Source organism: Pigmentiphaga sp. CHJ604, from assembly GCF_036972535.1.
Taxonomy (GTDB): Bacteria; Pseudomonadota; Gammaproteobacteria; order Burkholderiales; family Burkholderiaceae_B; genus Pigmentiphaga; species Pigmentiphaga daeguensis.
Genome location: NZ_CP136998.1, coordinates 3,113,218 through 3,138,874, shown reverse-complemented (window position 1 = coordinate 3,138,874; position 25,657 = coordinate 3,113,218). Strand labels below are relative to the sequence as shown.

Annotated in this window: 26 protein-coding genes and 1 tRNA gene; 21 read left to right on the top strand and 6 right to left on the bottom strand. The window is 68.0% G+C overall.

The annotated features are described in order from the left end of the window. The first annotated feature begins 51 nt into the window (after positions 1 to 51). On the top strand, positions 52 to 816 hold the full coding sequence (locus R4823_RS15095; RefSeq protein ID WP_338615297.1) for an RNA polymerase sigma factor: 765 nt from the start codon (positions 52 to 54) through the stop codon (positions 814 to 816). 10 nt (positions 817 to 826) lie between these two features. Here the strand turns inward: R4823_RS15095 and R4823_RS15090 are convergent, their stop codons facing one another. Both R4823_RS15090 and R4823_RS15085 read right to left on the bottom strand, forming a co-directional pair. Then, a complete protein-coding gene (locus tag R4823_RS15090; RefSeq protein WP_338615296.1) occupies positions 827 to 1,204 on the bottom strand; it encodes a DUF427 domain-containing protein in 378 nt (125 codons plus the stop codon). Positions 1,205 to 1,228: 24 nt separating this feature from the next. Continuing rightward, the gene (locus tag R4823_RS15085; RefSeq protein WP_087836949.1) at positions 1,229 to 2,323 is read right to left on the bottom strand and encodes a helix-turn-helix transcriptional regulator; all 1,095 of its coding nucleotides are present in this window, start codon (positions 2,321 to 2,323) and stop codon (positions 1,229 to 1,231) included. A gap of 154 nt (positions 2,324 to 2,477) precedes the next feature. Between R4823_RS15085 and R4823_RS15080 the strand changes: the two genes are divergently transcribed. The 18 genes from R4823_RS15080 (at position 2,478) to R4823_RS14995 (ending at position 20,597) form a co-directional block, all read left to right on the top strand. Further along, the gene (locus tag R4823_RS15080; RefSeq protein WP_087836950.1) at positions 2,478 to 2,912 is read left to right on the top strand and encodes a hypothetical protein; all 435 of its coding nucleotides are present in this window, start codon (positions 2,478 to 2,480) and stop codon (positions 2,910 to 2,912) included. 156 nt (positions 2,913 to 3,068) lie between these two features. Then, positions 3,069 to 3,142 (top strand) — tRNA-Cys (locus R4823_RS15075). Positions 3,143 to 3,646: 504 nt separating this feature from the next. Beyond that, positions 3,647 to 4,792, top strand: a complete 1,146-nt coding sequence (locus tag R4823_RS15070; protein ID WP_338615294.1) for a TonB-dependent receptor — start codon at positions 3,647 to 3,649, stop codon at positions 4,790 to 4,792. A 179-nt stretch (positions 4,793 to 4,971) separates the two neighbouring features. Continuing rightward, entirely contained in the window at positions 4,972 to 5,820 is an 849-nt protein-coding gene (locus R4823_RS15065; protein ID WP_087836951.1) for an ATP-binding cassette domain-containing protein, read from the top strand. A gap of 2 nt (positions 5,821 to 5,822) precedes the next feature. Continuing rightward, positions 5,823 to 6,485 carry a methionine ABC transporter permease gene (locus tag R4823_RS15060; protein WP_087836984.1) on the top strand — a complete coding sequence of 221 codons (663 nt, stop codon included), beginning with the start codon at positions 5,823 to 5,825 and terminating at the stop codon, positions 6,483 to 6,485. A gap of 60 nt (positions 6,486 to 6,545) precedes the next feature. After that, complete coding sequence (locus R4823_RS15055) at positions 6,546 to 7,355, top strand: MetQ/NlpA family ABC transporter substrate-binding protein (protein ID WP_338615293.1); 810 nt, start codon at positions 6,546 to 6,548, stop codon at positions 7,353 to 7,355. Positions 7,356 to 7,452: 97 nt separating this feature from the next. After that, positions 7,453 to 7,638 carry a hypothetical protein gene (locus tag R4823_RS15050; protein WP_132978763.1) on the top strand — a complete coding sequence of 62 codons (186 nt, stop codon included), beginning with the start codon at positions 7,453 to 7,455 and terminating at the stop codon, positions 7,636 to 7,638. Between the two features lie 135 nt (positions 7,639 to 7,773). Beyond that, entirely contained in the window at positions 7,774 to 8,868 is a 1,095-nt protein-coding gene (locus R4823_RS15045) for an ABC transporter ATP-binding protein (RefSeq protein WP_338615292.1), read from the top strand. Between the two features lie 46 nt (positions 8,869 to 8,914). Continuing rightward, positions 8,915 to 9,877: an ABC transporter substrate-binding protein gene (locus R4823_RS15040; RefSeq protein WP_243724329.1), complete on the top strand. Its 963-nt coding sequence runs from the start codon at positions 8,915 to 8,917 to the stop codon at positions 9,875 to 9,877. Positions 9,878 to 9,947: 70 nt separating this feature from the next. Continuing rightward, positions 9,948 to 11,612 carry an iron ABC transporter permease gene (locus R4823_RS15035; protein ID WP_132978765.1) on the top strand — a complete coding sequence of 555 codons (1,665 nt, stop codon included), beginning with the start codon at positions 9,948 to 9,950 and terminating at the stop codon, positions 11,610 to 11,612. Positions 11,613 to 11,682: 70 nt separating this feature from the next. Then, positions 11,683 to 12,366, top strand: coding sequence for a GntR family transcriptional regulator (locus R4823_RS15030; protein WP_087836985.1), 684 nt, complete (start codon positions 11,683 to 11,685; stop codon positions 12,364 to 12,366). Positions 12,367 to 12,391: 25 nt separating this feature from the next. Continuing rightward, the gene (locus R4823_RS15025) at positions 12,392 to 13,780 is read left to right on the top strand and encodes a malonyl-CoA decarboxylase family protein (protein ID WP_338619186.1); all 1,389 of its coding nucleotides are present in this window, start codon (positions 12,392 to 12,394) and stop codon (positions 13,778 to 13,780) included. A gap of 87 nt (positions 13,781 to 13,867) precedes the next feature. Further along, the gene (locus R4823_RS15020; protein WP_338615291.1) at positions 13,868 to 14,836 is read left to right on the top strand and encodes a tripartite tricarboxylate transporter substrate binding protein; all 969 of its coding nucleotides are present in this window, start codon (positions 13,868 to 13,870) and stop codon (positions 14,834 to 14,836) included. Positions 14,837 to 14,853: 17 nt separating this feature from the next. Continuing rightward, on the top strand, positions 14,854 to 15,678 hold the full coding sequence (locus R4823_RS15015; RefSeq protein ID WP_338615290.1) for an enoyl-CoA hydratase-related protein: 825 nt from the start codon (positions 14,854 to 14,856) through the stop codon (positions 15,676 to 15,678). Next, positions 15,675 to 17,213 carry a malonyl-CoA synthase gene (locus tag R4823_RS15010; protein WP_338615289.1) on the top strand — a complete coding sequence of 513 codons (1,539 nt, stop codon included), beginning with the start codon at positions 15,675 to 15,677 and terminating at the stop codon, positions 17,211 to 17,213. Before R4823_RS15015 ends, R4823_RS15010 begins: the two co-directional genes overlap by 4 nt. 458 nt (positions 17,214 to 17,671) lie before the next feature. Beyond that, positions 17,672 to 18,109, top strand: coding sequence for a low affinity iron permease family protein (locus R4823_RS15005; RefSeq protein ID WP_087836960.1), 438 nt, complete (start codon positions 17,672 to 17,674; stop codon positions 18,107 to 18,109). Between the two features lie 70 nt (positions 18,110 to 18,179). Continuing rightward, a complete protein-coding gene (locus R4823_RS15000; protein ID WP_132978769.1) occupies positions 18,180 to 20,039 on the top strand; it encodes a diguanylate cyclase in 1,860 nt (619 codons plus the stop codon). A gap of 105 nt (positions 20,040 to 20,144) precedes the next feature. Further along, entirely contained in the window at positions 20,145 to 20,597 is a 453-nt protein-coding gene (locus R4823_RS14995; protein WP_338615287.1) for a DUF1178 family protein, read from the top strand. Positions 20,598 to 20,872: 275 nt separating this feature from the next. On the opposite strand, the gene efp is transcribed toward R4823_RS14995, so the two are convergent. The 3 genes from efp to R4823_RS14980 form a co-directional block, all read right to left on the bottom strand. Next, entirely contained in the window at positions 20,873 to 21,430 is a 558-nt protein-coding gene (efp, locus tag R4823_RS14990; RefSeq protein WP_087836963.1) for an elongation factor P, read from the bottom strand. A gap of 132 nt (positions 21,431 to 21,562) precedes the next feature. Further along, positions 21,563 to 22,663 (bottom strand): elongation factor P maturation arginine rhamnosyltransferase EarP, encoded by a 1,101-nt coding sequence (earP, locus tag R4823_RS14985; RefSeq protein ID WP_338615285.1) that lies wholly within the window; start codon positions 22,661 to 22,663, stop codon positions 21,563 to 21,565. Next, a complete protein-coding gene (locus R4823_RS14980) occupies positions 22,663 to 23,595 on the bottom strand; it encodes a LysR family transcriptional regulator (protein WP_132978772.1) in 933 nt (310 codons plus the stop codon). The genes earP and R4823_RS14980 overlap by 1 nt, the downstream gene beginning before the upstream one ends. A gap of 95 nt (positions 23,596 to 23,690) precedes the next feature. Here R4823_RS14980 and R4823_RS14975 point away from each other — a divergent pair, with 95 nt between their 5' ends. Then, entirely contained in the window at positions 23,691 to 24,092 is a 402-nt protein-coding gene (locus tag R4823_RS14975; protein WP_087836966.1) for a CidA/LrgA family protein, read from the top strand. Continuing rightward, complete coding sequence (locus R4823_RS14970; RefSeq protein WP_338615283.1) at positions 24,089 to 24,766, top strand: LrgB family protein; 678 nt, start codon at positions 24,089 to 24,091, stop codon at positions 24,764 to 24,766. The genes R4823_RS14975 and R4823_RS14970 overlap by 4 nt, the downstream gene beginning before the upstream one ends. 38 nt (positions 24,767 to 24,804) lie before the next feature. On the opposite strand, the gene R4823_RS14965 is transcribed toward R4823_RS14970, so the two are convergent. Further along, positions 24,805 to 25,527, bottom strand: coding sequence for a glutathione binding-like protein (locus tag R4823_RS14965; protein ID WP_087836968.1), 723 nt, complete (start codon positions 25,525 to 25,527; stop codon positions 24,805 to 24,807). Positions 25,528 to 25,657 lie beyond the last annotated feature (130 nt).

Sequence of the window (25,657 nt, the reverse complement as noted above, 5' to 3'; positions counted from 1 at the left end):
GGCTCCTTTTCGTGTTAGGTTCTGCTGGTAAACGAACGAGCCGCCCATAACGTGACATCCCTGATCTCCTCCCATCCCCTGGCAGACGACGAGGCGCTGCGCAAGCGATTGATCGCACTGGCCCGACGCTGGCTGGCGCACGGCGGCGAAGCGGAAGACCTGGTGCAGGACGCCTATCTGCGCACCGCCGGCGGCGCCTTGCCGCCGACCCAGGCAGGCCGGGAGGCGTGGCTGGTGACGGTGCTGCATCATCTGTGCATCGACCTCCTGCGCCGCCAGGGGCGGTACCAGGCCGTCCTCGCGCAGGCGGCCGAAGCGGCGCCGGGGGAGCCGGATGGAGACTGGCCGCAGCGGCTGGCCGATCAGGCCCAGCGCGTGGAGGCGGCCTTGCTTCACCTCTGCCGGACGCTGGCCCCCGGCGATGCGGCGGCTGTCCTGTTGTACGAGATATTCGGGTTCAGCCATGCCGAGCTCGGTTCGCTGGCCGGGCGCAGCGAGGAGGCTTCCCGCCAGCACCTGCATCGCCTGCTCAGGCGGGTGCGGTCCAGGCTGCCCATCGATCACGGCCCGGATGAGGACGGGCAGGAAGACACGGCGTACCTGTTCGCGCTGTGCCGCCATGCCCTGGCCCGGCGAGACCCCGGTGGGCTCATTGCGGTGCTGCGCGCCTGCAGGCCGCAGATGATGGCGGCGCTAGCGAACATCGGCGACGGCGAATGGAAGGATGTGGCGGGTTCCGGCGCAGCAAGGCAGGTTCATATGCGCAACCTGCTGGCCTGGGCGATCCCGGACGAAGCATTCGTGCACTGCGGTTGATCGGCGGGCGCTAGCGCATTTCCCGGATCTCGTCGACACGGTCCGGATAGAACGCCAGATACCCGGCGATCTGCGCCACGGCGGGGTGCGGCGACTCGTAGCTCCACACGGCATCCGTGGCGCGCTCGCCACCGGCAGGGATGCTGTAGTACGTGCAGTCCCCCTTGTAGGGGCAGTAGGTGGTGTGCGCGGTGCGCTCGAGCAGCGTCATGTCGGCGTCCTGGCGCGGTACGTAGTGCACCGGCGGATAGGCGGCTTCGCGCAGCGTCAGCGCACGGCGCGTATCGGCCACCGTGCGGCCGCCGGCCGTGACGACGATGCGCGCCGGGTTCGGCGTGATCGTGATCGGATGGTCCGGGCCGGGAATCTTGACGGGCTTGTCGGCCATGGCTTGCTCCAGATGGATGGTCGGTTATCGACGATGGCCGCCGGGCTCCAGCCGAGCCAGCAGTTCGGCCCGGTTGCCGGCGCCCAGGCGGTTGTAGAGCTGGCGGCGGTGATAGACCACGGTGTTGGCGCTGATGCCCAGGCGCCTGGCGATCTGCGACTCGGGCACGCCGCGCGCCAGCCAGTATGCCAGCTCGTGCTGGCGCGGCGGCAGCCGCAGCGCCCCCAAGGCCGACCATAGCCGCAGGCCGCGCGGCACGCGCTGCGTGATATGGATGCCGATGGCTTCCCCATCGCCCGAGGCCGCCGCCAGGTGCGTGGCCCGCAGCGAAAACCAGCCGTGGGCATTGTGCAGTTCGTGTCGCGGCGGGGCGCAGTCCGCGCCTGCCCGTGGCGCCAGCCGCTGCACCAGCGATTGCAGGGCAGGAGGCAGCGCGGCGCCTCGCCGCCAGCGCCAGCCGAACGCAAGCGGCATGAGGGCTTCGGCGTCGGGGGAAATCCACAAGGGCCGGCCTTGCGGGGTGGCGACCAGCAGGCCCTGGCGATGGATTTCGCTGTCCTGGGCGTCGAGCTCGCCCGGCTGCAAGGCATGCGCCAGATGGGGTTCCAGCCGGGCCAGCGTTGCGATTTCTTCCGGCCGGAAGGGGGGCGCGCCGGGCGGACGGAAAAGGAAAAGCATGCCTATGCCCTGGCCTTGCGGCGCGCGCAGCGCCAGGCACAGCCAGTCGGCCACCCGCGCGGGGCGCATCACGACGTTGTAATAGTCGCTGCGCCGCAGGTCCACATGGGACGCCCGGAGCATCTGGCCCATGGTGCGCGGGCCGTGGCCGTGGAGCACGATGTCGCGGGCCGCGCGCAGGCTGTTGTGGAACATCTCGTTCTCGCTGCGCAGGATGCGCGGATCGAAATGTTCAGGCACCGAGGCCTGCACGTCGGCATCCTCCATATGTGCTTCCAGCTCGCCATTGCCGTCCGGGTAGAAATAGCCGCCCGACTCGAATCCGATGAGCGGGTGCATGGCCTCCAGCAAGGGCTGGATCAACTGCGGGCCGCCCACGTCCAGGCAGGCCAGCTGGTGCAGGCGAGCGAGGGCTTGGCCGGTCGGGCGAGGCGATGACATGGCGGGTGGCGACAATGGGGATTCCTGATCGTACCCGAGCCGCGGCATCCCGGCATCCCCGTGCGTCGGTCACGACACCCTACCCGGGCGGGGTGGGGTAGAGGGGGACGGGTTTGGTTAGGCTGCCGGGGTTTTTCCCAAGGTATGTATCGCCATGTCGCCAAGCACCCGTTTCCTTTCCCTGGCGGCCGCCTCGGCCGTCATCGTCCTGAGCGCCTTGCTCGCCGCGGACCCCGCGCAGGCCGCCGACGGCACGGACCCGGCGCGTTTCCGCCTGACTCCCGCCTTGCTCGACCGCATGGACGCGGTGGCCGCCGAACTGAAGAACGTGAAAGCCGCCGACGACGATGACGACGACGCCGAGTCGGTCGAGGACATCGCGCGCAAGCTCGAGGCCCAGCCGCGCGTGCGCGCCGCCCTGGCCCGCCAGCGGCTGACCGGCAAGGAATACGCCACCGCGATGCTGGCGGCGCTGCACGCCGGCATGTACCTGGCCACCGAACGGGCCGCCGGCCCGCAGGGTCAAGCCTCTTTCACACCCGAGCAACGGGCGAATATCGAGGTGATGCGCGCCCGCCGGAAGAACTAGCGCAAGCCCGCAAGGGCGGGGCGGGCAAGCGCCTCGCACACAAGCGCAGCTTCGTGTAGAATAGCGGGCTCTTTCCAGCACAAGCCCCTTGCATGCGAAATCATGCAAGAACCATGGGGCGGAAAAGGAAAGATGAATGCGAACCTTGTTCGCCATGGCGCGTTAGCAAAGCGGTTATGCACCGGATTGCAAATCCGTTGAGGGCGGTTCGACTCCGCCACGCGCCTCCAGGTTCACCGACAATCGCCGTTCCCGCAAGGGGCGGCGATTTTCTTTTGTGCGTTCCCGTGTTCACGGGGCGATCGATCGAGAGACGCGGCTCCCGGGGATTCCTGTTTTTAAATGAAAACATTTATCATTATGATTCGTAAATTCTGTGACCCACCATTTCTACCCGAGAGCGATTTTGCACACTCCTTCTCATCAGGATCGCCACGCCGATCACGCCCGCCTCGCATGCCTGCGTCGTTCCGCCCTCGTCCTGGCGCTGTCCCTGGCTTTCGCGGCCCAGGCCGCTGCCGCCGATACCTCCGCCAGGGACCAGGACAAGACGCCGGAAACCGCCCAGCAGCTTCCCACCATCTCCGTCACCGCGACGGGCGAATCGGCCACGCTCCATGACCTGGAAGCGCCGGTCCATGCCGGTGCGCTGGGCAACCTGACGCAGCTCGAGACGCCGTTCTCGACCACCGTGGTCACGCGCAGCGACCTGGACGACCGGCCCATCGTCAAACTTGGGGACCCGCCGCAGCGAGTCGGTGCTGTTCCTGACGGACAGCGGCGGCAACTACCAGGACTACCGGTCGGACTACGCGGAGCGTTATGCCTACGACCAGTGGCAAGCCATGGTGCAGGGTGGTTTCGCGACGGGCGCGCTGGAACACCAGGTGGTGCTGGGCGCGTCCTGGCAGCAGCAGAAGAACGACTACAGCCTGAACAGCGTGTATCAGCAGATGGGCACGGGGTCGCTGGGGTCGCGGAACGTCATTGCCTACCATCCGCAGGGCGGGCTCGACTTGTACCGGGCCGGCGAGATCACGCAGAAGGCGCTGTTCGCCAGTGATACCGTCAAGCTGTCGGATCGCTGGTCGGTGCTGGCGGGCGTGCGCTACACCAGGTTCAGGCAGGAAGGCTACACGCCGGACGGCGCCACGTCGGCGCTGTATGACAAGAGCAGCGTGACGCCCACGGTGGCGGTGATGTTCAGGCCCGATGCGCAGACCATGGCCTATGCCAGCTATGTCGAGTCGCTGGAGCAGGGCGCGACGGTGGGCAATGCCTACGCCAACCGCGGCCAGACGCTGGGGCCGCTTACCAGCAAGCAGTACGAGGTGGGCATCAAGACCGAGCGCAGCGGCTGGGCCGCCACCGCCGCCTTGTTCCGCATCGAGCGCGGCGCCGAATATGCGAACGCCGGCAACGTGCTGGTGCAGGATGGCCTGTCGGTCTACCAGGGCCTGGAACTGGGGGCCTCGAAGCGGGCGGGGGCGTGGACCGTGGGCGGCAACCTGATGCTGCTGGATTCGGAATATCGCAAGGGCTCGGACTACAACGGCAAGCGCGTCGCCGGCGCGCCGCGCTTCGTCGCGGCGGGGCAGGTGGTCTACAGCGTGCCGCAGGTGCAGGGGCTCAAGCTGCGGGCCGATCTGAAGTACACCGGCAGCACGATGCTGCGTCCGGCCAACGACGTGAAGGTCTCGGGCTATACCATCGTCAATGTCGGCGCCAGCTACGAAACCCGCCTGGGCGGCTATGACACGATCTTCCGCGCGGCCATCACCAACCTGGCCGACAAGCGCTATTGGGAATTCCAGTACGCGGACTATGTGAAGCCGGGTTATCCGCGCGCGCTGGCCCTGGGGATGACGCTGAAATTCTGAACCGGCCGCTTATGCGTTTTTTGTCGAACGAACGCAATGATTAATAAGGAAATAGAATATACATAGGAAAAATGCGTCGTTCCCGGCGCCGGGCGTTTGCCCCATACTGCGATGTTACAGTGGCGGCCAAGGTGCTTCCGCCCCATGCCGGGCGGGGGCCAGCCGCCTCGTCTTTTTCTATGAATCCGAATTCTTCCTCTCCTTCCGCACCGCCGCTGATCCGGCTCGAAGCGGTCAGCAAGACGTTCAAGCTGCCCGACGGGCGGGTGTTCGAGGCCGTGAAGTCCGTGTCGCTGGACATGGCCGAAGGGCGCATCTTCGGCCTGATCGGCAAGAGCGGCGCCGGCAAGTCGACGCTGCTGCGCATGATCAACCTGCTGGAGCGCCCGGACACCGGCCGCGTGCTGGTGGACGGCCGCGACCTGACGCGGCTCTCCAAGCGCGAGCTGCGCGAGACCCGGCAGGGCATAGGCATGATCTTCCAGCAGTTCAACCTGCTGCAGAACGCCAGCGTCTACGAGAACGTGGCTTTTCCGCTGAAGCTGCATGGCAACCGCAGCCGGGCCGAGATCGAGGCCCGCGTCCAGGAGTGCCTGGCCGTGGTGGGCCTGACCGACAAGCTGCACAACCATCCCGCGCAGTTGTCCGGCGGGCAGAAGCAGCGCGTGGCGATCGCGCGCGCCTTGGCGCCGCATCCCAAGGTGCTGCTGTGCGACGAGCCGACGTCGGCGCTGGATACCGAGACCACGCGTTCGGTGCTGGACACGCTGCGCGAGATCAACCAGCGGCTGGGCGTGACCATCATCATCGTCACGCACGAACTGCACGTGGTCCATGCCTTGTGCGACCACGTCGCGGTGCTCGAGAACGGGCAACTGGTCGAACGCTTCGACGTGGGCGACCAGGCCACGCCGCGCCTGAGCGCGCTGGGCCGCGAACTGGCCCAGGAGCAGGTGCGTGAAGACATCCTCAAGGAACACGCCGCCCGCATCGCCCAGGCGGCGGAACCGACTACCCGGGCCGCATGACCATGTCCGACAATATCCTCGCCATTCTTCCCGAACTCTGGGTCGCCATCGGCCAGACCTTCATGATGCTGGGCATCGGCCTGGCCGCCGCGATCCTGATCGGGGGCCCGCTGGGCGTGCTGCTGTTCCTGCTGGGACCCGGGCAGTCGCTGGAAAACCGGCCCGCCTACCTGGTGCTGAGCTGGATCGTCAACACCGTGCGGTCCTTTCCTTTCATCATCCTGCTGGTCGCGCTGGTGCCGGTTACGCGCGTGGTGGTGGGCACGTCCATCGGCCCGCTGGCCGCGTCGGTACCGTTGTCGGTGGCCGCCATCCCGTACTTCGCGCGGCTGGTGGAGCAGAGTATCCGCGAAGTGCCGCGCGGCGTGATCGAGGCCGCGCACGCCATGGGCGCTTCCGAACTGCAGATCGTCTGGCGCGTGCTGGTACGCGAAGCCCGCTCCGGCCTGATCCTGGCGCTGACCGTGCTGGCGGTCAGCTTCCTGTCGTATTCGGCCATCGCCGGCGTGGTGGGCGGAGGCGGCATCGGCGACCTGGCCATCCGCTACGGCTACTACCGCTTCCAGACCGACGTCATGCTGCTGACCGTCGCGCTGCTGATCGTATTGGTGCAGATCATCCAGTTCGGCGGCAACGCGCTGGCCCACCGGCTGGACAAACGCTGATCCTTTCTTTCCGTCGAAGGCACGGCTGGCCGTGCCGCATTCATTTCCGGGAATTCCATCATGACCCTACGTCGCACTTTCATCCTCGGCACCGCCGCCGCCGTCCTGGCGCTGGGCGCCGCCGCCCATGCCGCCGATCCCGCCAAGAAGGACCTCGTGTTCGGCGCGACCGCCGGCTACAACTATGACGTGCTCAAGCTGGGCATCGTGCCCCAGCTCGAGAAGCAGGGCTACAAGGTCAAGCTGGTCGAGTTCAACGACTACGTGCAGCCCAACCTGGCCCTGGCGCAAGGTTCGCTGGACGCCAACCTGTTCCAGCACATCGCCTACCTGAACCGCTTCAAGGCGGACCAGAAGCTGGACCTGGTCGACCTGGTGCAAAGCACGACCGCGCCCATGGGCATCTATTCGAAGTCGCGCAAGAGCCTGGCCGACGTGAAGGAGGGCGACCGTTTCACGCTGCCCAACGATCCGAGCAACCTGGCACGCGCCCTGTTGCTGCTGCAGCAGAACCGGGTGATCACGGTGAAGGCCGACGTGGACCCGCTGCGCGTCACGGAAAAGGACCTGGCCACCAATCCCAGGAAGGTCAAGCTGCAGCCGGTCGAGGCCGCGCAACTGCCGCGTACCGTGGGCGACGTGGAGTTCGCCGTGGTGCCGGGCAATTTCGCGATTGCCTCGGGCCTGAAGCTGACCAGCGCGGTGGCGCTGGAGACGCCGCCCGTGCAATTCCAGCAGGTCGTGGCGATCCGCAGCGCCGACCAGGGCAAGCCCTGGGCCAAGGACCTGGCCGCCGCGTTCAAGTCGCCGTTCTTCAAGAACGTGCTGGACAAGGACTTCCCGGGCTACGTGCGTCCGGCCGGCCTGTGACGGGCGCGGCCGTTTTTCACGTCTTTGGAGTACGACCTTCCGGATATGGTGATTCGCGGCGGGGACGAATAGACTCTCGTCGCGGATTTTCGCAATCATGAGAGGTTCTGCAACCATGGAATACCACGGCGTGGAGTATCGGCCCCTGACGGTATTTCTCAAGCGCTTGCGCGATCTGGCCCTGCTGGCCGGTTTCTCGTGCGTCTTCATGTGGCTGGTCGCGAAGCTGGGCACCTTGTGTCCCACGGTGCTGGAGCATTTCGCCATCACGTCCATTTTCTGATCCGGCGCCACGCGCGGGGTGGCCGGCTGTCATGATCCGGTCATCGGGCGGACATAGTATTTACACGATCCTACGGCGCCGTGGCCGGGCTCTTGCGAGCCGGCGAACGGCGGCGTTTCCTGTTCGTGTTCGCCCGTGTCCGACTTCGCTTCCCATTCCGCATCTTCTTCCTCCGGCGCCGCCATCGACATCGAGGGCCTGGTGCAGCGCCTGTCCGGCAATACCATCCTGGACGGCATCGACATCCGGCTCGAACCGGGCAGGGTGCTGGCCTTGCTGGGGCCGTCCGGCTGCGGCAAGACCACGCTGCTCAAGCTGCTGGCCGGCCTGAGCCGTCCGGTGGCGGGGCGCATCTCCATCGGCGGCGCCACGGTCGTGGACGACCGGACTTTCGTTCCGCCCGAGCGGCGCGGCCTGGGCATGGTGTTCCAGGACTATGCGCTGTGGCCGCACATGACCGTGGGGGCCAACGTGGCCTTCCCGCTGGAGGTGCGCGGGGTGCCCAGGAGCGAACGGGCGGGGCGGGTGGCGGGCGCGCTCGACATGGTGGGGCTGGCGGGCTACGAAGCCCGCTCGCCGGGCAGCCTGTCGGGCGGCCAGCAGCAGCGCGTCGCACTGGCGCGGGCGGTGGTGGCGCGGCCCCGGGTGCTGCTGTTCGACGAGCCACTGTCGAATCTCGACCGGGACCTGCGCGAGACCCTGTGCGGCGAGATCGGGCTGCTGCTGCGTGAGTTGGGCACCACGGCGGTCTACGTGACCCATGACCACGAGGAGGCCTTCGCGCTGGCCGATACGGTGGCGGTCATGCGGGCCGGCAAGGTGTGCCAGATCGCGGCCCCCGAACTGCTGGTGAACGAGCCCGCCAGTCCCGACGTGGTGGAGTTCCTGAAGCTGGGGGCCCTGCGCAGCGGCGTGCGCACCGAGCGCGGCTGGCAACTGGCCGGCGGCCTCGAGCTGGTCTGCCCCGAACCCCTGGCCGGCGGGCCGGCGGGACCGGGCCATCTCTTCATTCCCCATGCCGCGCTGAAGGCGGGCGAACGCCATGCCCTGCGGGGCCACGTGGTCGCCCAGCGGTTCCGCGGCGGGCACTACGCGACCACGGTGCGCGTGGGCAGCGACCACCATGCCTTCGAGCTGGCGTGGCTGACCGATCAACGCATGCCTGTCCTGCATCCGGTAGGGCTGGATCTCGACTGGAGCCGGCTGCGCTGGTTCCCGCAGGCGGCGTGACCCTTCCCCCGGCGATATGCCGTTTCTCGACTCAGGAATCTCGATGATGAAAATCAAGCCTCTGATCGGCGCGCTGGCGTTCGGCGCGTTGCTGGCCGCCGGCCAGGCCCAGGCCCTGACGGTCTATACCGCCGGCCCGGCCGGACTGATCAAGCAACTGGCCGACGACTTCAAGAAGCAGACCGGCGTGTCGGTCGACGTGTTCCAGGCCGATACCGGCAAGGTGATGGCGCGGCTGGAAGCGGAAGCCTCGAACCCGAAGGCCGACGTGGTGATCTCGGCCTCGTGGGACAGCGCGCTGGACCTGCACAAGCGCGGCTGGCTGCTGGCCTACGCCAGCCCCAATGCCGCCAAGGTGCCGGCCGAGTACAAGGGGCCGAGCTACGTGGCGCAGGGCCTGTCGGCGCTGGCCATCGCCTGGAACACCAAGAGCGGCACGCCCCGCCCGGCGGACTGGGCGGACCTGGCCAAGCCCGAGTTCAAGGGGCTGGTCAACATGCCCGATCCGGCCCAGTCGGGGACCGCGCTGGAACTGCTGTCCGGCCTGCAGTCGGCGCGCGGCGCCGATGCGTGGCGCCTGTTCGCCGACCTGAAGCGCAATGACATGGCCATCGCCGGCGCCAACGCGCAGGCGATGAACCCCGTCCTGCAGGGTGCCAAGGCGGCGGTCTTCGGCGCGGTCGACTACGTCGCGCTGGAGAACCAGGCCAAGGGCGAGAGCATCGAGGTCATCTTCCCCGCCAGCGGCACGGTGATCGCCGGCCGGCCGATGATGATCCTGAAGTCCAGCCGCCAGCAGCAGGACGCCAAGCGCTTCATCGACTTCGTGCTGTCCGACGCGGGCCAGGCGCGAGTGGCCGCGACCTACCTGATCCCGGCCCGCCAGGACGTGCAGGCCAAGCGTCCGGTGATCAAGGACATCAAGGCGCTGCCGATGGAAAACGAAGCCCAGCGTGCCGGCCGCCAGGCCCTGCTGGAGCGCTTCACGACGTTGTTCGGCCGCAAGTGACCGACCCGGCCGGCGCCCGTCGCGGCGCCGGCCATGCATGACTTCACATATCTAGCAAGAGGCGGGCTCCATGCGCGCGAACACGTTGTTGGTGGGTGCCGCGGTGTCCGCCCTGGGCATCCTGGTGGCCATGCCGCTGGGTTTCGTCCTGCTGCAGGCCATCTTCCCCGAACTGGCCCAGGGCTCGCTGGCGCGGCCGCTGGCCCACCTGGCGGGTGTCCTGGCCGATCCCAAGCTGGTCGAGCTGACGATCAACACGCTGAAGCTGGGCGCCTGCGTGGTGCTGGCCGCGGCGGCCATCGGGATTCCGCTGGGCACGCTGCGCGGCCTGTTCGACCTGCCCGGCGCCAGGCTCTGGGACGTCCTGATGCTGGTGCCCTTCATGATCCCTCCCTACATCAGCGCGCTGGGCTGGATCATGCTGCTGCAGCCGCGCGGATACCTGCAACAGCTGCTGGGCGTCCATGCCGGGCCGGCGCTGTTCTCGTTCGGCGGCGTGGTGTTCGTGATGACGTTGAACGTGGTGCCGGTGGTCTATTTCGCCGTGTCCCGCACCATGGCCGCGTCGGGTTCCCGCCTGGCGCTGGTGGGGCGGGTGTGCGGCGCGGGGGCCTGGCGCTGCTTCTGGCGCATCACGCTGCCGCTGGCCCTGCCGGGCATCGCCGCGAGCCTGCTGCTGGTGTTCGCGATGGCGATCGAGGAGTACGGCACGCCGGCGGCGCTGGCGGCCAACGCCGGCTTCTTCGTGCTGGTGACGGGCATCGAGCGGCGGTTTTCCGAATGGCCGATCGACCTGCCCGGCGCCTCGGTGCTGTCGCTGATCCTGGTGGCGCTGGCCATGCTGGCCTTCGTCTGGCAGCGGCGGATGTTGACGGGCAGGGGATACGAGACCACCACGGGCAAGCCCGCGCGGGGCGAGAACCTGCCGTTGGGAGCCTGGCGCTGGCCCGCCGCCGCGCTGTTCGCCGTGATCGTGGCGGTGGCCACCTTCGCGCCGTTGTTCGCCATCGCCGCGACGGCATTCAGCCGCACGCTGTCGGGCGGCCTGGCCGTCGGCAACCTGTCGCTGACGCATTTCCAGGCCATCGCCGCGGGCGGCAGCGAAGCCTCGGGCGCGCTGGCGACGAGCCTCATGCTGGGCGCCGGCGCGGCCATCGTGACCGGACTGACGGGCGTGCTGGTGGCCTACTGCGTGGTCAAGACCCGCACGCGCGGCCGCGCGGTGCTCGACGCCCTGGCCGTGCTGCCCAACACCATGCCGGGCGTGGTGGTCGGGGTAGGCCTGATCCTGGCCTGGAACCAGGCCTTCTGGCCCGCCACGCCCTACAACACCTGGGGCATCCTGCTGCTGGCCTATTGCTGCCTGCTGTTGCCTTATCCGGTGCGCTATTCCCACGCCGCGCTCATGCAGATCGGCGACAACCTGGAGGCCGCGGCCCGGGTGCATGGCGCCGGTACGGTCACGGCGCTGGCGCGCATCCTGCTGCCGCTGCTGGCGCCCAGCCTGGCCGCCGCCATGCTGCTGGTGTTCGCGGTGGCCTCGCGCGAGCTGGTGGCCTCGCTGCTGCTCGCGCCCACGGGGGTGCAGACGGTATCGCTGTTCATCTGGAGGCAGTTCGAGCAGGGTTCGGTGGGGCAAGGCATGGCGATGAGCCTGGTCACGGTGGCTTTGACCACGACGGTGATGCTGCTGGCCACCCTGTGGCTGGAGCGGCGGCAGGCGCGTAGTGTGTAAGCAGACCCCTATTCTTGTGTATTTATAAAAATCTCTTGTATACAAGGACGGGATGGGGCAAGATGGCGCCATGTCATCCCGCCCCCCATCTCCCGGCAACGAGAAGAAGCGCTCCGAGACGCTGCGCGAGACCATCGAAGAGCTGATCGCCGTCGGCGAACTGTCGCCGGGCGATCCGCTGGACGAGACCGTGCTGGCCAACCGCTTCGGCGTTTCGCGCACGCCCATACGCGAGGCCCTGATCCAGCTGGCTTCCGCCGGCCTGGTGGAAATGCGGCCGCGCAAGGGCGCACTGGTGGCGCAGATCGGGCCCCAGCGCCTGATCGAGATGTTCGACGTGATGGGCGAGATCGAGGCCATGTGCGCGCGGTTGGCCGCGCGGCGCATGACGGCCGATGACCACCGCCGCCTGCTCGAGGCCCACCGGGCCTGCCAGGCCTCGCGCGATGCCGGCGACGCCAATGCCTACTACTACCTGAACGAAATTTTCCATCGCACCATCTACGGCCTGGGCTGCAACGGCTTCCTGAACGAGGAAGCCATCAAGCTGCATCGCCGGCTGGGGCCGTATCGCAGGCTGCAATTGCGCGTGCGCGACCGCATCGCCACGTCCTACGACGAGCACGAGGGCATCGTCGAGGCCCTGCTGGCCGGCGATGCCGGCCTGGCCGCCGAGCGCGCGCGCGACCACGTGGTGGTGCAGGGGCAGCGTTTCGCCGACCTGATGGCCTCGCTGTCCAGGCAATCGGGTTGAGTCTTTCAGAAGGGACATGAACGACATGTTGAACAGCGATCGTCACGATGCCGCCGATGCGCGGCCCGCCGCGCCGGCCCCCGATCCGCAGCCGACCCAGTCGCTGCTGGCCCGCTGGAGCAAATGGCTGGGAGGGCGGCCCCAGGCCGTTGCCGAGCCGGGCCGCGAGGCCGACGGCGTCGCCCTGTCCACGCGCGAGGCCAATCGCCAGCGGGCGATGCTGCTGCCGTGCTTCCAGGCGCGCCTGACCGATGTCGCGGCCAATCGCGCCGCGTCGGCCTGGCAGGAGACCTATCGCGCCGCCGACGCCCAGCGCCGCGGCGCCATGCTGGGGCTGCTGGGCGAGGTGGGGGCGTCGGCGGCGGGGCCGTCCGAGGCGGGCGGCAAGGAGACGCCTTCGGACTTGTCGCGCGCGCTCTCGCATGCCCGCGTCCGCTTCTTCAAGCGCCTGAACGCCTTGCCCGACGGCCTGCCTTTCCTGCTGGAACTGCGCACCGACATGCTGGCCTGGCGCTCGAAGATCCCGGCCTTGCAGGGGCTGGACGCGGATCTGGAGGGCCTGCTGTCGAACTGGTTCGACGTGGGCCTGCTGGAGATGCGGCGCATCACCTGGGATTCGCCGGCTTCGCTGCTCGAGAAGCTCATCATCTACGAGGCGGTGCACGAGATCGCCTCGTGGACCGACCTGCGCAACCGCCTGGATTCCGATCGCCGCTGCTACGCGTTCTTCCATCCGCGCATGCCGAACGAGCCGCTGATCTTCGTCGAGGTCGCGTTCTGCGCCGACATGGCCGGCAACGTGCAGAGCCTGCTGGACGAAGGCGCGCCCATGGAGAACCTGGACAAGGCGCGCTGGGCCATCTTCTATTCGATCTCCAACACGCAACAGGGCTTGCGCGGCGTCAGCTTCGGCAACTTCCTGCTCAAGCGCGTGATCGAGGAATTGAACGGCGAACTGCCCAAGATCAAGCGTTTCGCCACGCTCTCGCCCATACCGGGTTTTTGCGACTGGGTCAGGAAACGCGGCGCCGAGGATCTCGCCGCCGTCGTTCGCAAGGAGAAGGCCGGCCTGGAAGGCGCTACCGGCGCGCAGGTGCTGGCCGCCATCCAGCAGGCGGTGGACGACGAGGCCGCGCCGCCGGCCGTGCAGGCCGTGGCCATGAGGCTGGCGGCCCGCTACCTGGTCGAACGCAAGGGCTCGCTGCCGCTCGATTCGGTGGCGCGCTTCCACCTGGGCAACGGCGCCCGCATCGAACGGCTGAACTGGAAGGCGGACACGTCGCGCAAGGGCCGGGCCCAGTCCTGCGGCATGATGGTCAATTACGTGTACGAACTGGATGCGCTGGACGAGAACCTGGCGAGGCTGGGCGAAGGGAAGCCCGAGACCAGCAGGGGAGTGGCCCGGCTGCTTTGATCCGCGTACGCGCGCTCCGAAGGAATCCATCAGAACTGGCAAGAGCCAGCGTGTAGTACCTTCATACCAAAAGAAAGGAGACGGGAGATGAAACGCAGCATTGCCTTGATCGCCTGCATCGTGGGCGCGGCCGCGGGTGGCCATGCAGTGGGAGCGGAGGCCTGGCCGTCCAAGGCCGTCACCATCATCGTGCCGTTCCCGGCGGGGGGCGGCACCGACGCCTTCGTCCGGCCGCTGGCGCAGCAACTGGGCGCCCAGCTTGGACACAGCGTCGTGGTGGACAACCGCGGGGGAGCGGGCGGCACGGTGGGAGCGGCCATCGCGGCGCGCGCGCAGCCGGACGGCTACACCTTTTTCGTGGGCGGGGCGCACCACGCCATCGCGCCGTCGTTCTACAAGGGCCTGACCTATGACATCGAGAAGGATTTCATCCCCGTCACGCTGATCGCGCAGCCGCCGCAGATCGTCGTCGCGGCGCCCACCGAACCGTTCAGCGACCTGAAGGGGCTGATCGCCGCGGCACGCAGCCAGCCGGGCAAGCTGAACTTCGGTTCCGCGGGCAACGGCACCTCCCATCACCTGGCCGGCGAGCTGTTCAAGCTCCAGGCGGGTGTGGACATCGCGCACGTGCCGTACACCGGCGCCGGCCCCATGCTGCTCGCGCTGATGGGCAGCCAGGTCGACCTGGCCTTCGACGGACTGGGGTCGTCGGCCCAGCACATCCGCGCCGGCAAGATCAAGCCGCTGGCCGTGGCGGCGGCGCAGCGCTCGTCCGCCTTCCCGGACGTGCCCACCGCGGCCGAGGCCGGCCTGCCGGGCTACGAGGTGTCGACCTGGTATGCCATGTGGGCGCCCAAGGGCACGCCCCAGCCCATCGTCGAGCGCATGTACGCCGAGGTCCAGAAGGCGCTGGGCACGCCCGAGATCAAGAAGGTGTGGCTGAGCAATGGTTCCGAGGTCCCGCGCTATACCAGCGCCGAGTTCGGCAAATACCTGCATGATGAAGTGCAGCGCTGGGCCAAGGTCGCCAAGGACGCGGGCATCAAGGCCGACTGATGGACGGGGACCCAGCCATGGAGACGGCGTCCGCGCCGGGCCGGATCGAAGCGTCGACCGAGGGCGGCGCGCTGACGCTGACTCTCTCGCACGCGGGCAAGCTCAATGCGCTGACCGCCGCGATGTGGCGCGCGCTGGCCACGGCCATGCGCGACGCGGCCGGCCGGCCGGATCTGCGTGCCGTCGTCATCCGGGGCGCGGGCGGGCATTTCGCGGCCGGCGCCGACATCGGCGAGTTTCCGGTGGAGCGGGGCGGTCTCGCGGCGGTGCGCCGCTATCACGAGCAGGTCATCGCGCCGGCGCTGCACGCGATCGACGACTGCCCTTGGCCCACGGTGGCGCTGGTGCAGGGTGCCTGCGTGGGGGGCGGCCTGGAGATCGCCTGCTGCTGCGACCTGCGCATCGCCGGTCGCAGCACCCGCGTGGGCGCGCCCATCGCGCGGCTGGGGTTTCCCATGGCGCCGGCCGAGCTGGCCGGCCTGCTGGCCGTGGCCGGCCGCGCGGTGGCACTGGAGCTGCTGCTGGAAGGCCGCATCCTGGATGCCGCCGAGGCCCATGCCAAGGGCCTCCTGACCCGTGTGGTCGAGGATGCCGAACTCGAGGCCGAGCTGGCGCGCACCCTGTCCCGCCTGGCCGCCGGCGCGCCGCTGGCGGCCACCCTGAACAAGCGCATGGTACGGCGACTGCAGCGGCCCGAGCCGCTGGACGAGTCCGAACTGGCGGCATTTTTTTCCTACAGCGATACCCGCGATCATCGCGAAGGCGTGGCGGCGTTCCTAGAAGGACGCCCCCCGGTGTTCGGCGGCGACGCTTCACCTTTCCAGACCGAAGAAGATAGATGAAAGACGAGAATCTCTATTCCCTGCTGGCCTCGGGCTCCCCCGCCGATCGCGACACGGTGTGCATCGAGGCGCCCGGAGCCGGCGACTACACCTGGCGTGAGGTCGAGACGCAGACGGCGCGCATGGCGAATCTGCTGCGTTCGCTGGACCTGCCCGAAGGCGCCCGCGTGGCCGTCCATGTCGAGAAGTCGCCGGAGGCCTTGCTGCTGTACCTGGCCACCCTGCGCGCGGGCTATGTCTACCTGCCGCTGAACACCGCCTACCAGGAAGCCGAGATCGACTATTTCCTGGGCGATGCCGAGCCGTCGGTCGTGGTCTGCGCCAGCAAGAACCGGGAATGGGTGGACCGCTGCGCGCAGCGTGCCGGAACGCGCCACGTGTACACGCTGGACGACGATCGTACCGGCACGCTGCTGGACGCCGCTGCGCAGGCTGCGCCCGAGCATGCGGTGGCCGTGCGCGCCGCCGACGACCTGGCGGCCATCCTGTACACCTCGGGCACGACGGGGCGCAGCAAGGGGGCCATGCTGACCCACGGCAACCTGGCCTCGAACGCCCGCGTGCTGCATGAATACTGGGGCTGGCGCGCCGACGACGTGCTGCTCCACATGCTGCCCATCTTCCACGTGCACGGGCTGTTCGTGGCCGCGCACGGCGCGCTGCTGGCCGGCGCGAAGATGATCTGGCTGCCCAAGCTGGACGTGCCCGCCGCGCTGCGCCTGCTGCCGCGCTGCACCGTCATGATGGGCGTGCCGACCTATTATGTGCGGCTGCTGGCCGAACCGGCGTTCGGGCGCGACACATGCCGCAACATGCGGCTCTTCGTGTCGGGATCGGCGCCGCTGCTGATGGAAACCTTCAACGCCTTCCGCGAACGCACGGGCCACACCATTCTCGAGCGCTATGGCATGAGCGAGACCGTCATGCTGGTTTCCAATCCCTACGACCCGGCCCAGGGCGAGCGCCTGGGCGGTACCGTCGGCAAGCCGCTGCCGGGCGTATCGGCGCGGGTGGTGGACGATGCCGGCGTGCCGTGCCCCCCGGGCGAGATCGGCAACATCCAGGTCAAGGGACCCAACGTGTTCAAGGGCTATTGGCGCATGCCCGAGAAGACCAGGGAGGAATTCACCCAGGACGGCTGGTTCAAGACCGGCGACGTCGGGCGCTGGGGCGGCGAATCGGGCGGCGCCAGGGTGCCGGACGACTATCTGTCCATCGTCGGACGCAGCAAGGACCTCATCATCTCGGGCGGATTCAACGTCTACCCCAAGGAAATCGAGAGCTTCCTGGACGACATGCCGGGGGTGGAGGAAAGCGCCGTCATCGGCGTGCCGCACCCCGATTTCGGCGAGGCCGTGGTGGCCGTGGTCGTGCCCAAGCCGGGCGCCAGCCTGGACGAGGCGGCCATGATCGCCGAGCTCAAGGCCAGGATCGCCAACTTCAAGGTGCCCAAGCGCGTCCACGTGGTGCCCGAGCTGCCCCGCAACACCATGGGCAAGGTCCAGAAGAACGTGCTGCGCCAGGCTTATTCCTGATTCGGCGGGCGGCGGGGCAGGAGGGCGGGGCGCATCGGCTACAATACCGCCCGTGCGCCCGTGACGAAACTGGTAGACGTAGCGGACTTCCGTAAGAGTGGAGTGCCCTGGACGAAAGTCCGGGAGTAGAACCCGTCAAATTCGGCGAACCCCTGGCACGGGAACGCCGAGCCAAGCAGGCGGCCGATGTAGGCCGCCGGGCGTGTGTAGAGACTCGACGGCGGGGACCTAAGGCTGGGCGCGGCGATTCCGCCGCGCGACGCGATGGTCAAGGCAGAGTCCAGACCCCAAACGGCGTTGCCCCGTGCAATCCGGCTGCGCGAGCAGTAGCGGGTAAGAAAATCCGCCGCCGCAAGGCGTGCCGGTTCGATTCCGGCCGGGCGCACCATTTCTCCTTCCTCCGAATCGCGGGTACGCCGCTTGCTGGGCCATGTCGTCCTCATCCACGGGAGACGACGATGAACCAAGCCAGCACGCGGAGAAACGGCCGGGGGCGACTGTTCGACCGTTTCGCGACGGCGGTCACCCGCAGCACGGGATCGCCGCCGGCGTTCAGCGTGGCATGCGCGGCCATCCTGCTCTGGGCCGTGCTCGGGCCGATATTCCATTTTTCCGAAACCTGGCAACTGGTGGTCAATACCGGGACCACCATCGTGACCTTCCTGATGGTGTTCGTGATCCAGCGCAGCCAGAACAAGGACAGCGAGGCGCTGCACCTGAAGCTGGACGAGTTGCTCGGGGCGCTGGAAGGCGCCAACAGCAAGCTGGTCGCCATCGAGACCATGGATGAAGAGCATCTGCGCCGGCTGAGCGAACGCTACCACGCGATGGCGGAGAGGGCGGCGCGCGGCCGGACGGGGCCCGCTTCCGGCCCGGAGAATGCAAATCACCGTTAAGACGCGTACCGCCGGCCACCCAATGGATGTATAGTCCCGGTTAATTTTTGTAACCTATATCGTTCGGTCCATGCGCTGGCTAACGTTATGGGCCACCTTGGTGGTCGCGTGTTTCGGCCTGGTATGCGCGGCCGCGCTATACGACACCCGCCAGGATGCCAAGCGAGCGGCCAGGGAAGCCACGGTGAACCTGGGCCGGGTGGTCGCCGACGGCATCGGCCGCGACATCGAGCTGGTCGACCTTTCTCTGCAATCCATGCTGAATGGCCTGCGGCTTGCCGAAGCCGAGGGCCTGGACCCCTATCGCCGCCACCAACTGTTGTTCGGCAGCCTGCCGCAGATGCGCGGGGTGGGAACCATGGTGGTGCTGGATACCGAGGGCCGGATGCTGACCGACTCCAAGTCGGTACAGCCGCGCGGGGTCGAGTTTTCGCAGCGCGACTATTTCCGCGTGCACAAGGAGGCTTCCGACGTCGGCCTTTTCGTGAGCCGGCCTTTCTTCTCCCGGCTGACCAATATGTGGTCCATCGCCATCAGCCGCCGGGTCACCCGGTCCGATGGCAGTTTCGGCGGCGTGGTGGTCAGCACGCTGCGCATCTCCCACCTGGAAAACCAGTTCCGCCAGCTGGACCTGCGCCAGAACGGTTCCATCATGCTGCTGCGCGCCGACGGTTCGGTCATGGCGCGTTTTCCGGCGGTGCAGGGCTTGCTGGGCAAGCAATTGACCGACCTCGAACTGTTCAAGCGCTACCCGGCGTCCGATAGCGGCTCGTACGAGGCCGTGTCGGCCACGGACGGAGTGACCCGGCTTTATTCCTTCACGGCTGTCGAGCCTCCTCTGCCGCTGATCGTGCTCGTGGGCATGGCCGACAGCGACATCTACGCGGCCTGGCGCAACAAGGCCGGGATCATCGCCATCCTTACGCTGCTGCTGTGCATGGGCACCATGGTGCTGGTCTGGATGCTGCGCCGGGAATTCGCGCTGCGCCTGGCGGCCGAGCGCAGCGCGCTGCGCAGCGAGGCGCGCTACCGGGTGCTGGCCGAGAACTCCGCCGACATCATCGCGCTGTGCCGGGCCGACGGCACCGTCACCTATATCTCGCCGGCGATCAAGGACGTGCTGGGATGGGTGCCGGGAGACATCGAGGGGCGCAACATCGACGATTTCGTGCGCGCGGACTATGTGCCGCTCTTTTCCGGCGACGAGCAGTCCTGGCCGCGCATGCTGACCTTCCCGGCGCGGCATCGGGATTCCTCGTGGAGCTGGCTGGAGGCCAGCGTCAAGCGGCTGCCGCCCGAGATGGGCGACGAACGCTGCATCCTGAACATCCGCGACGTGTCGCGCCGCAAGAAGGCGGAAGAGGCGCTGGAGGCCGAGAACGCCCAACTGCTGGCCATGGCGGCCACCGACGGCCTGACCAACCTGTCGAATCGCCGTCGCTTCGACGAGGCGCTGGAGCGCGAATGGCGGCGGGCCGCGCGCGAGGAAAGCTCGCTGGCGCTATTGCTGATCGACGCCGACCATTTCAAGGCCCTGAACGACCATTACGGCCATCAGCATGGCGACCAGTATCTGCGCACCATCGCCCAGGTGATCCAGGCCAACATCCGGCGTCCGGCCGACATGGCGGCGCGCTACGGCGGCGAGGAATTCGCGGTGCTGCTGCCCAAGACGGACATCGACGGCGCCTACCTGATCGCCGAGAACATCCGCAAGGCCACGCTGGACGCGCGGATTCCCCACCTGAAGAGCGAGCAGGGCGTGATGACGGTCAGCATAGGCGTCGATGCCATGGTGCCGGGCCACGGCACGACGGCGGCGCTGCTGGTGCGCCAGGCCGACGCCGCGCTCTACGCCGCCAAGCGGCAGGGGCGCAACCGCACTTGCGTGTACGAGCCGCAGCAGGGGTCGATGTCGCGTTCGGTATGAACGCCGACACCCGGGCGGCTGCAAGCCCCTGGCTTGGGGTACGATAGGGTTATCTACAAGTACAGACCGCGCCAGGCGTCCCCCGGGGCGACAGGCGCATCATCCATGGCATTCAAGGTTTTCGATCTGCAATGCGAGCACGGCCACGTATTCGAAGGCTGGTTCAGCTCGCACTCCGATTTCGACACGCAACGCGAACGCGGCCTGATCAGCTGCCCGCTGTGCGACAGCAAGTCCATCGACAAGAAACTGTCGGCGCCCATGTTGAACGTATCCGGCAGCAAGGCGCCCGCCGTTCCCGCTGCCCGCGAGTCCGGCAGCGCGCCCATGTCTCCCGACATGCAGGCCGCCATGCTGCAGCAACTGCGCGAACTCCTGCGCAGGACCGAAAACGTCGGTGAACGCTTCGCCACCGAAGCCCGCCGCATCCACCACGGCGACGCCCCCGAGCGTCCCATCCGCGGCGTGGCCACCCAGGAAGAACGTCAATCCCTGGCCGAAGAAGGCATAGCCGTAGCCCCCATCCCCGCCCTGCTGGACGACGACCGCCTGCAATAAGGACGTTTGTTCGTCCCGCAAAGCGGGGCGAACCTGCGCCTGCCCTGCGTCAAAAAAGCGCAAGCCAACCAATAGACGAAACTATGGGGGAAAGGGGGCCAAAGGCCCCCAAGAAAGACGAGGCGAAGTGGATCCGGCTTCGCCGGTCCACTTCGACGCCCCACGGGGCCCGGCGCCGGGCCGCCCCAAGGCGGGCCCCGGCCCCCTCGGGGGGCTGCCGCGTAGCGGCTGGGGGCTCACCTGCTGGGCGCGCGTAAGCGCGTAGGGGGGGGGGGTTATTTCACCCTGCTACGGTATTCGCCCGTGCGGGTGTCGATTTCGATCTTGTCGCCGATTTCGCAGAACAGCGGCACCGGCAGTTCGTAGCCGGTGTTGATCTTGGCGGGCTTCATGACCTTGCCCGAGGTGTCGCCACGCACGGCGGGTTCGGTGTAGATGATCTCGCGCACGACGATGGTGGGCATTTCCACCGAGATCGCGCGGCCTTCGTAGAAGACCACCTCGACGGGCATGCCTTCTTCGAGGTAGTGCAGGGCGTCGCCCATGCTCTCGGCTTCGACTTCGTACTGGTTGTACTCGGCGTCCATGAAGACGTACATGGGATCGGCGAAGTACGAGTAGGTGCACTCGCGGCGCTCGAGCACCAGGACTTCGAACTTCTCGTCGGCCTTGTAGACGGATTCCGTGCCCGAACCGGTCAGCAGGTTCTTGAACTTCATCTTGACGACGGCGGCGTTGCGGCCGGACTTGTTGTATTCGGCCTTCTGGACGACCAGGGGATCCTTGCCGACCATGACGACGTTGCCGACGCGCAGTTCCTGAGCGATTTTCATGCTGGAGCAACCTTAGGGGAGGGAACGCTGGACAGCCGGCGCGTAAGCAACCGCGATGCCCAAAAGACGGCCATACGGCCTGTGCAGCCAATCAGTATAGCCTGGGACGGGGCACTCCGGCTAGTGCCGGCATCAGGCGTGGTTTTCCTGTCGTGCCCGGCAGAAACCGGTCAATTGGGTGGCCAGGTCGGGCTGTGCGGCCAGGCTGCCGCTCCAGGCGCGGGCGGCTTCCCGCCAAGGTCCGAATACCGCCGGCGACAAGGCCTCGGCCAGCAGCCCCGGAAAACGGGCGGCGCCGGCGTCGCCGTTCCAGGCGGTCTGCAGCGCGGAAGCGGGCGCGGGGGCGGGATAGCGCCGCAGCCAGGCCTCCAGCTTGTCGACATGGGCGGCCTCGGCCTGGGGGTAGATGTGCCAGACCATGGGGCGGGCGGCCCACTGGGCGCGGACGAAGGAGTCCTCGCCCCGGACGAAATTCAGGTCGGCGCTCCACAGCAGGCGGTCGTAGTCGGCCTGGGGCAGGAAGGGCGCCCGGGCGATGCGCAGGCGGCCCCGCGTACCGGCGGCCAGGTAGGGCGCGACACCGGGCGGGATGGCCAGCAGCGTGGGCGTGTCGCCGCCCGCCAGCACGTCGGCCAGCGCGGACGCGGGGGCGTCGGGATAGCAGAACAGGGTGACGAGGCGTTCGCCGGCCAGCGGCTCGGGCAGGCCGGCGCCGCGCAGGAAGGCGGCCCGGGCAGCGGGGTCGCCCTGCAGGGCATCGCGTTCGGCCAGCAGGCCGCGCTCGCGCAGCAGCCCGCCCGTCGCGGCCGTGAACCCGGGAAAGAAGAAGTACTTGCGCAGGCCGCCAGGCTGGGGCGAGGGCAGGGCATGGCAGGTCTCGACCCAGGGCTCGGCGCTCAGGTATTCCAGGTTGACCCAGACGGGCGGGCGGACCTGGTCCCGCATGCGCTGGACGAATTCGACGGGAGGATCGCACGCGAATGCTTCGATGACCACGTCGCCCGGGGCCAGCGGCGGCGCCGGGCGTGTCCAATGGACGATGTCCACGCCATCCGCCCGCTGCGAGGCCGCCTTGGGATCCACCTGCGGCGCGAGGCGCGTCATCACGGACAGGTCGTCCACCCACAGGCGCACCCGCCAGCCGTGTTCCCGGGCCAACTGGCGGGCCAGGCGCCAGCACACGCCGATGTCGCCGTAGTTGTCGATCACCCGGCAGAATATGTCGGCGCGCATCAGCGGTTTCCCTCTTCCCAAAGGACGCCATTATCGCCCGCGGCCCGGCCATCCCCGGGCAATGTGCGCCGGGCCAGGTCCAGCCAGGCGCGGGCGGCGAACGACAGATAGCGGCCGCGGCGCCAGGCGAAGGCCATGTGCCACCACAGCTGCGGATCGTCGAGCGGGACCACGGCCAGCCGGGAGCGGTCCAGTTGGCGGCTGAACAGCTCGGGCAGCAGGGCGAGCCCCACGCCGGCGGCCACCATGGAGGCCATGAAGTCCCATTGGCTGCTGCGGCCGGCGATCTTCGGCGTAAAGCCGGCCTGGACGCAGGCGGCGTGGACCACCTCGTTCAGCACGAAGCCTTCGCCGTAGAAGATGAAGGATTCGGCGGCCAGCTCGTCCAGCCGGACCCGTTCCCGCCCTGCCCAGCCGGACGAGGCGGGCGCAATCAGGCGCAGCGGGAAATTGCAGATGGGCAGGGTCTCGTATTCGTTCTCGTCCGTCGGCAGCAGCATGGCACCGATCTCGAGGGTGCCCGATTTCAGTTCGTCCTCGACCGAGCGCGAGCCCCGCTCGAACAGCCGCAGCTCTATACCCGGGTAGTCCTGGTGGAAGCGCGCGAGCAACGGGGCCAGCAGGTGGTGCGCCAGCGGCGGCGTGCCGACGACCAGCTCGCCCCGGGCGGCCTGGCGCACGTCGGACAGTTCGGCCTGCAACTGGGCGTGCAGGGCCAGCAGTTGCCGGCCGCGTTCCAGCACGATGCGGCCGGTGTCGGTCGGTTCGATGCGCCGGCCGAACTTGCGCAGCACCGGCGTGCCCAGTTCGTCCTCCAGTTGCCGGATCATCTTGCTGACCGTGGGCTGGGTGACGAACAGCGCCCGCGCCGCCGCGGTATAGCTCTGGCGCTGGACGACTTCGACGAAGTACCGCAGGGCGCGCAAATCCATTTCATTCCAATATGGAATTCCAAATATGGATTTTATTCATTTTATAAATGTATGGAAGTTGCCTAAAATTACGGGTATACCCTTGGTTCGCCATCATGCAGCATCGTCCCGTTCCTTCCTTCGCCGCCCGCATCCTGCAAGTCCTGGCCCTGGTCGCCGTCTGGTGGGCCGCCGATACCGCCGTGCGCTGGACCGGCCTGCCCATACCCGGCGGGGTGGTGGGGCTGTTCGCCGTGCTCGCGCTGCTGCTGAGCGGCCGCCTGCCGCTTCATCGCATTGACCAGGGCGCGCAATGGCTGCTGGCGGACATGCTGGTGTTCTTCATTCCCGCGGTGGTCGCGATGGTGCGCTACCAGGACCTGCTCAGGAGCGAGGGATTGAAGCTGGCGGCCGTCATCGTGCTCGGCAACGCCTGCGTGATGCTGACCACCGCCATGACCGTGGAATGGATCGCCCGGCGACGCCGCGCCCGCGTGCCGGCGAAGGCGGCATCATGATCATCGCCCTGTGCGTGGTGGCCACGGTCGCCCTGTATTACCTGAACAAGCTGCTCTATGCCTGCCATCCGCGGCTGTGGACGCATCCCATCCTGCTGACCCCGCTGGCGCTGCTGGCACTGCTGCTGGCCACCGGCATCTCGCTGGACGAATACACGGCCGACACGCGCGTGCTGCTGTGGTTCCTGGGCCCGGCCACGGTCGCGTTCGCGGTGCCGATCTACCAGTACCGGCGCCTGATACGGGAGTTGTGGCCGGCGCTGGCCGTAGGCACGGTGGCGGGCGTGACGGCGGCGGTGGCCAGCTCGTGGTGGCTGGCGCGGGCCTTCCACCTGGCGCCCGAGGTCGCGCGCAGCCTGCTGGTGCGCTCGGTGTCCACGCCATTCGCCATGGCCACGGCCGACCGCTTCGGCGGCAACGCCGACCTGGCCGCGATGTTCGTGGTCTTCACCGGACTGGCCGGCATGCTGACCGGGGAACTGATCCTGGCCTTGATGCCGCGCCGCTCCGGGCTGGCCAGCGGTGCGTCCTACGGCGCGGCGGCCCACGCGCTGGGCACGGCCAAGGCGCGGGAATTGGGGGAGGAGGCGGGTGTCATGGCGAGCCTGCTGATGATATTCAGCGGCCTGTCGATGGTGCTGCTGGCGCCGGTGCTGGGGGCCTGGCTGGCCTGAGGACCGCGGCGCGCCGGCAAGGCGCCGCCGCCCGGGTGTCAGCGCCGCTGGTACTGGGTGGCGCCGAACAGGTTTTCCTTCGCGGTGGCGTCCTGCGGCTTGCGCTGGTCGGCCAGGACCTGGATGCCGCGCTGCACGGCCGGACGCGCGTGGATCTCGTCGAACCAGCGCTTGACGTTGGGGAAGTCCGCCAGGTCCACGCCCTGGTTGGCATGCGAGCGCGTCCAGGGCCAGGTGGCCATGTCGGCGATGGTGTAGGCGCGGCCCGCCAGGAAGGCCTGGCGGGACAACTGCTTGTCCATGACGCCGTAAAGCCGCCGGGCTTCGTTGGTGTAGCGGTTGGTGGCGTATTCGATGCGTTCGGGCGCGTACAGGCGGAAATGGTGGGCCTGGCCGAACATCGGGCCGACGCCGCCCATCTGGAACATCAGCCATTGCAGCGTGTTGTAGCGCTCGCGGTCGGTCTTGCCCAGGAACTTGCCGGTCTTGCCGGCCAGGTAGACCAGGATGGCGCCCGACTCGAACAGCGAGATCGGCTTGCCGTCGGGCCCCTCGGGATCGACGATGGCGGGAATCTTGTTGTTGGGGCTGATGGCCAGGAACTCTTCCTTGAACTGGTCGCCAGCCCCGATGTTGATGCCCGTCACCTCGTACGGAAGCTTGCACTCCTCGAGCATGATGTGCACTTTGTGGCCATTGGGCGTCGGCCAGGAATAGACCTGGATGGGCTGCTGGGCCGGCTTGGCGATCTTGTCGGTCATGCGGGACTCCGGAAAGAGGTCGAGTTCGATGCGATTATGCGACAAAGACCATCGCTCGTGGCCGATAGGCCTCCCTTGCGGCAGGGATACGGGCGGCGATCTTTGACCTGGGAGCACAGCAGATGCAACG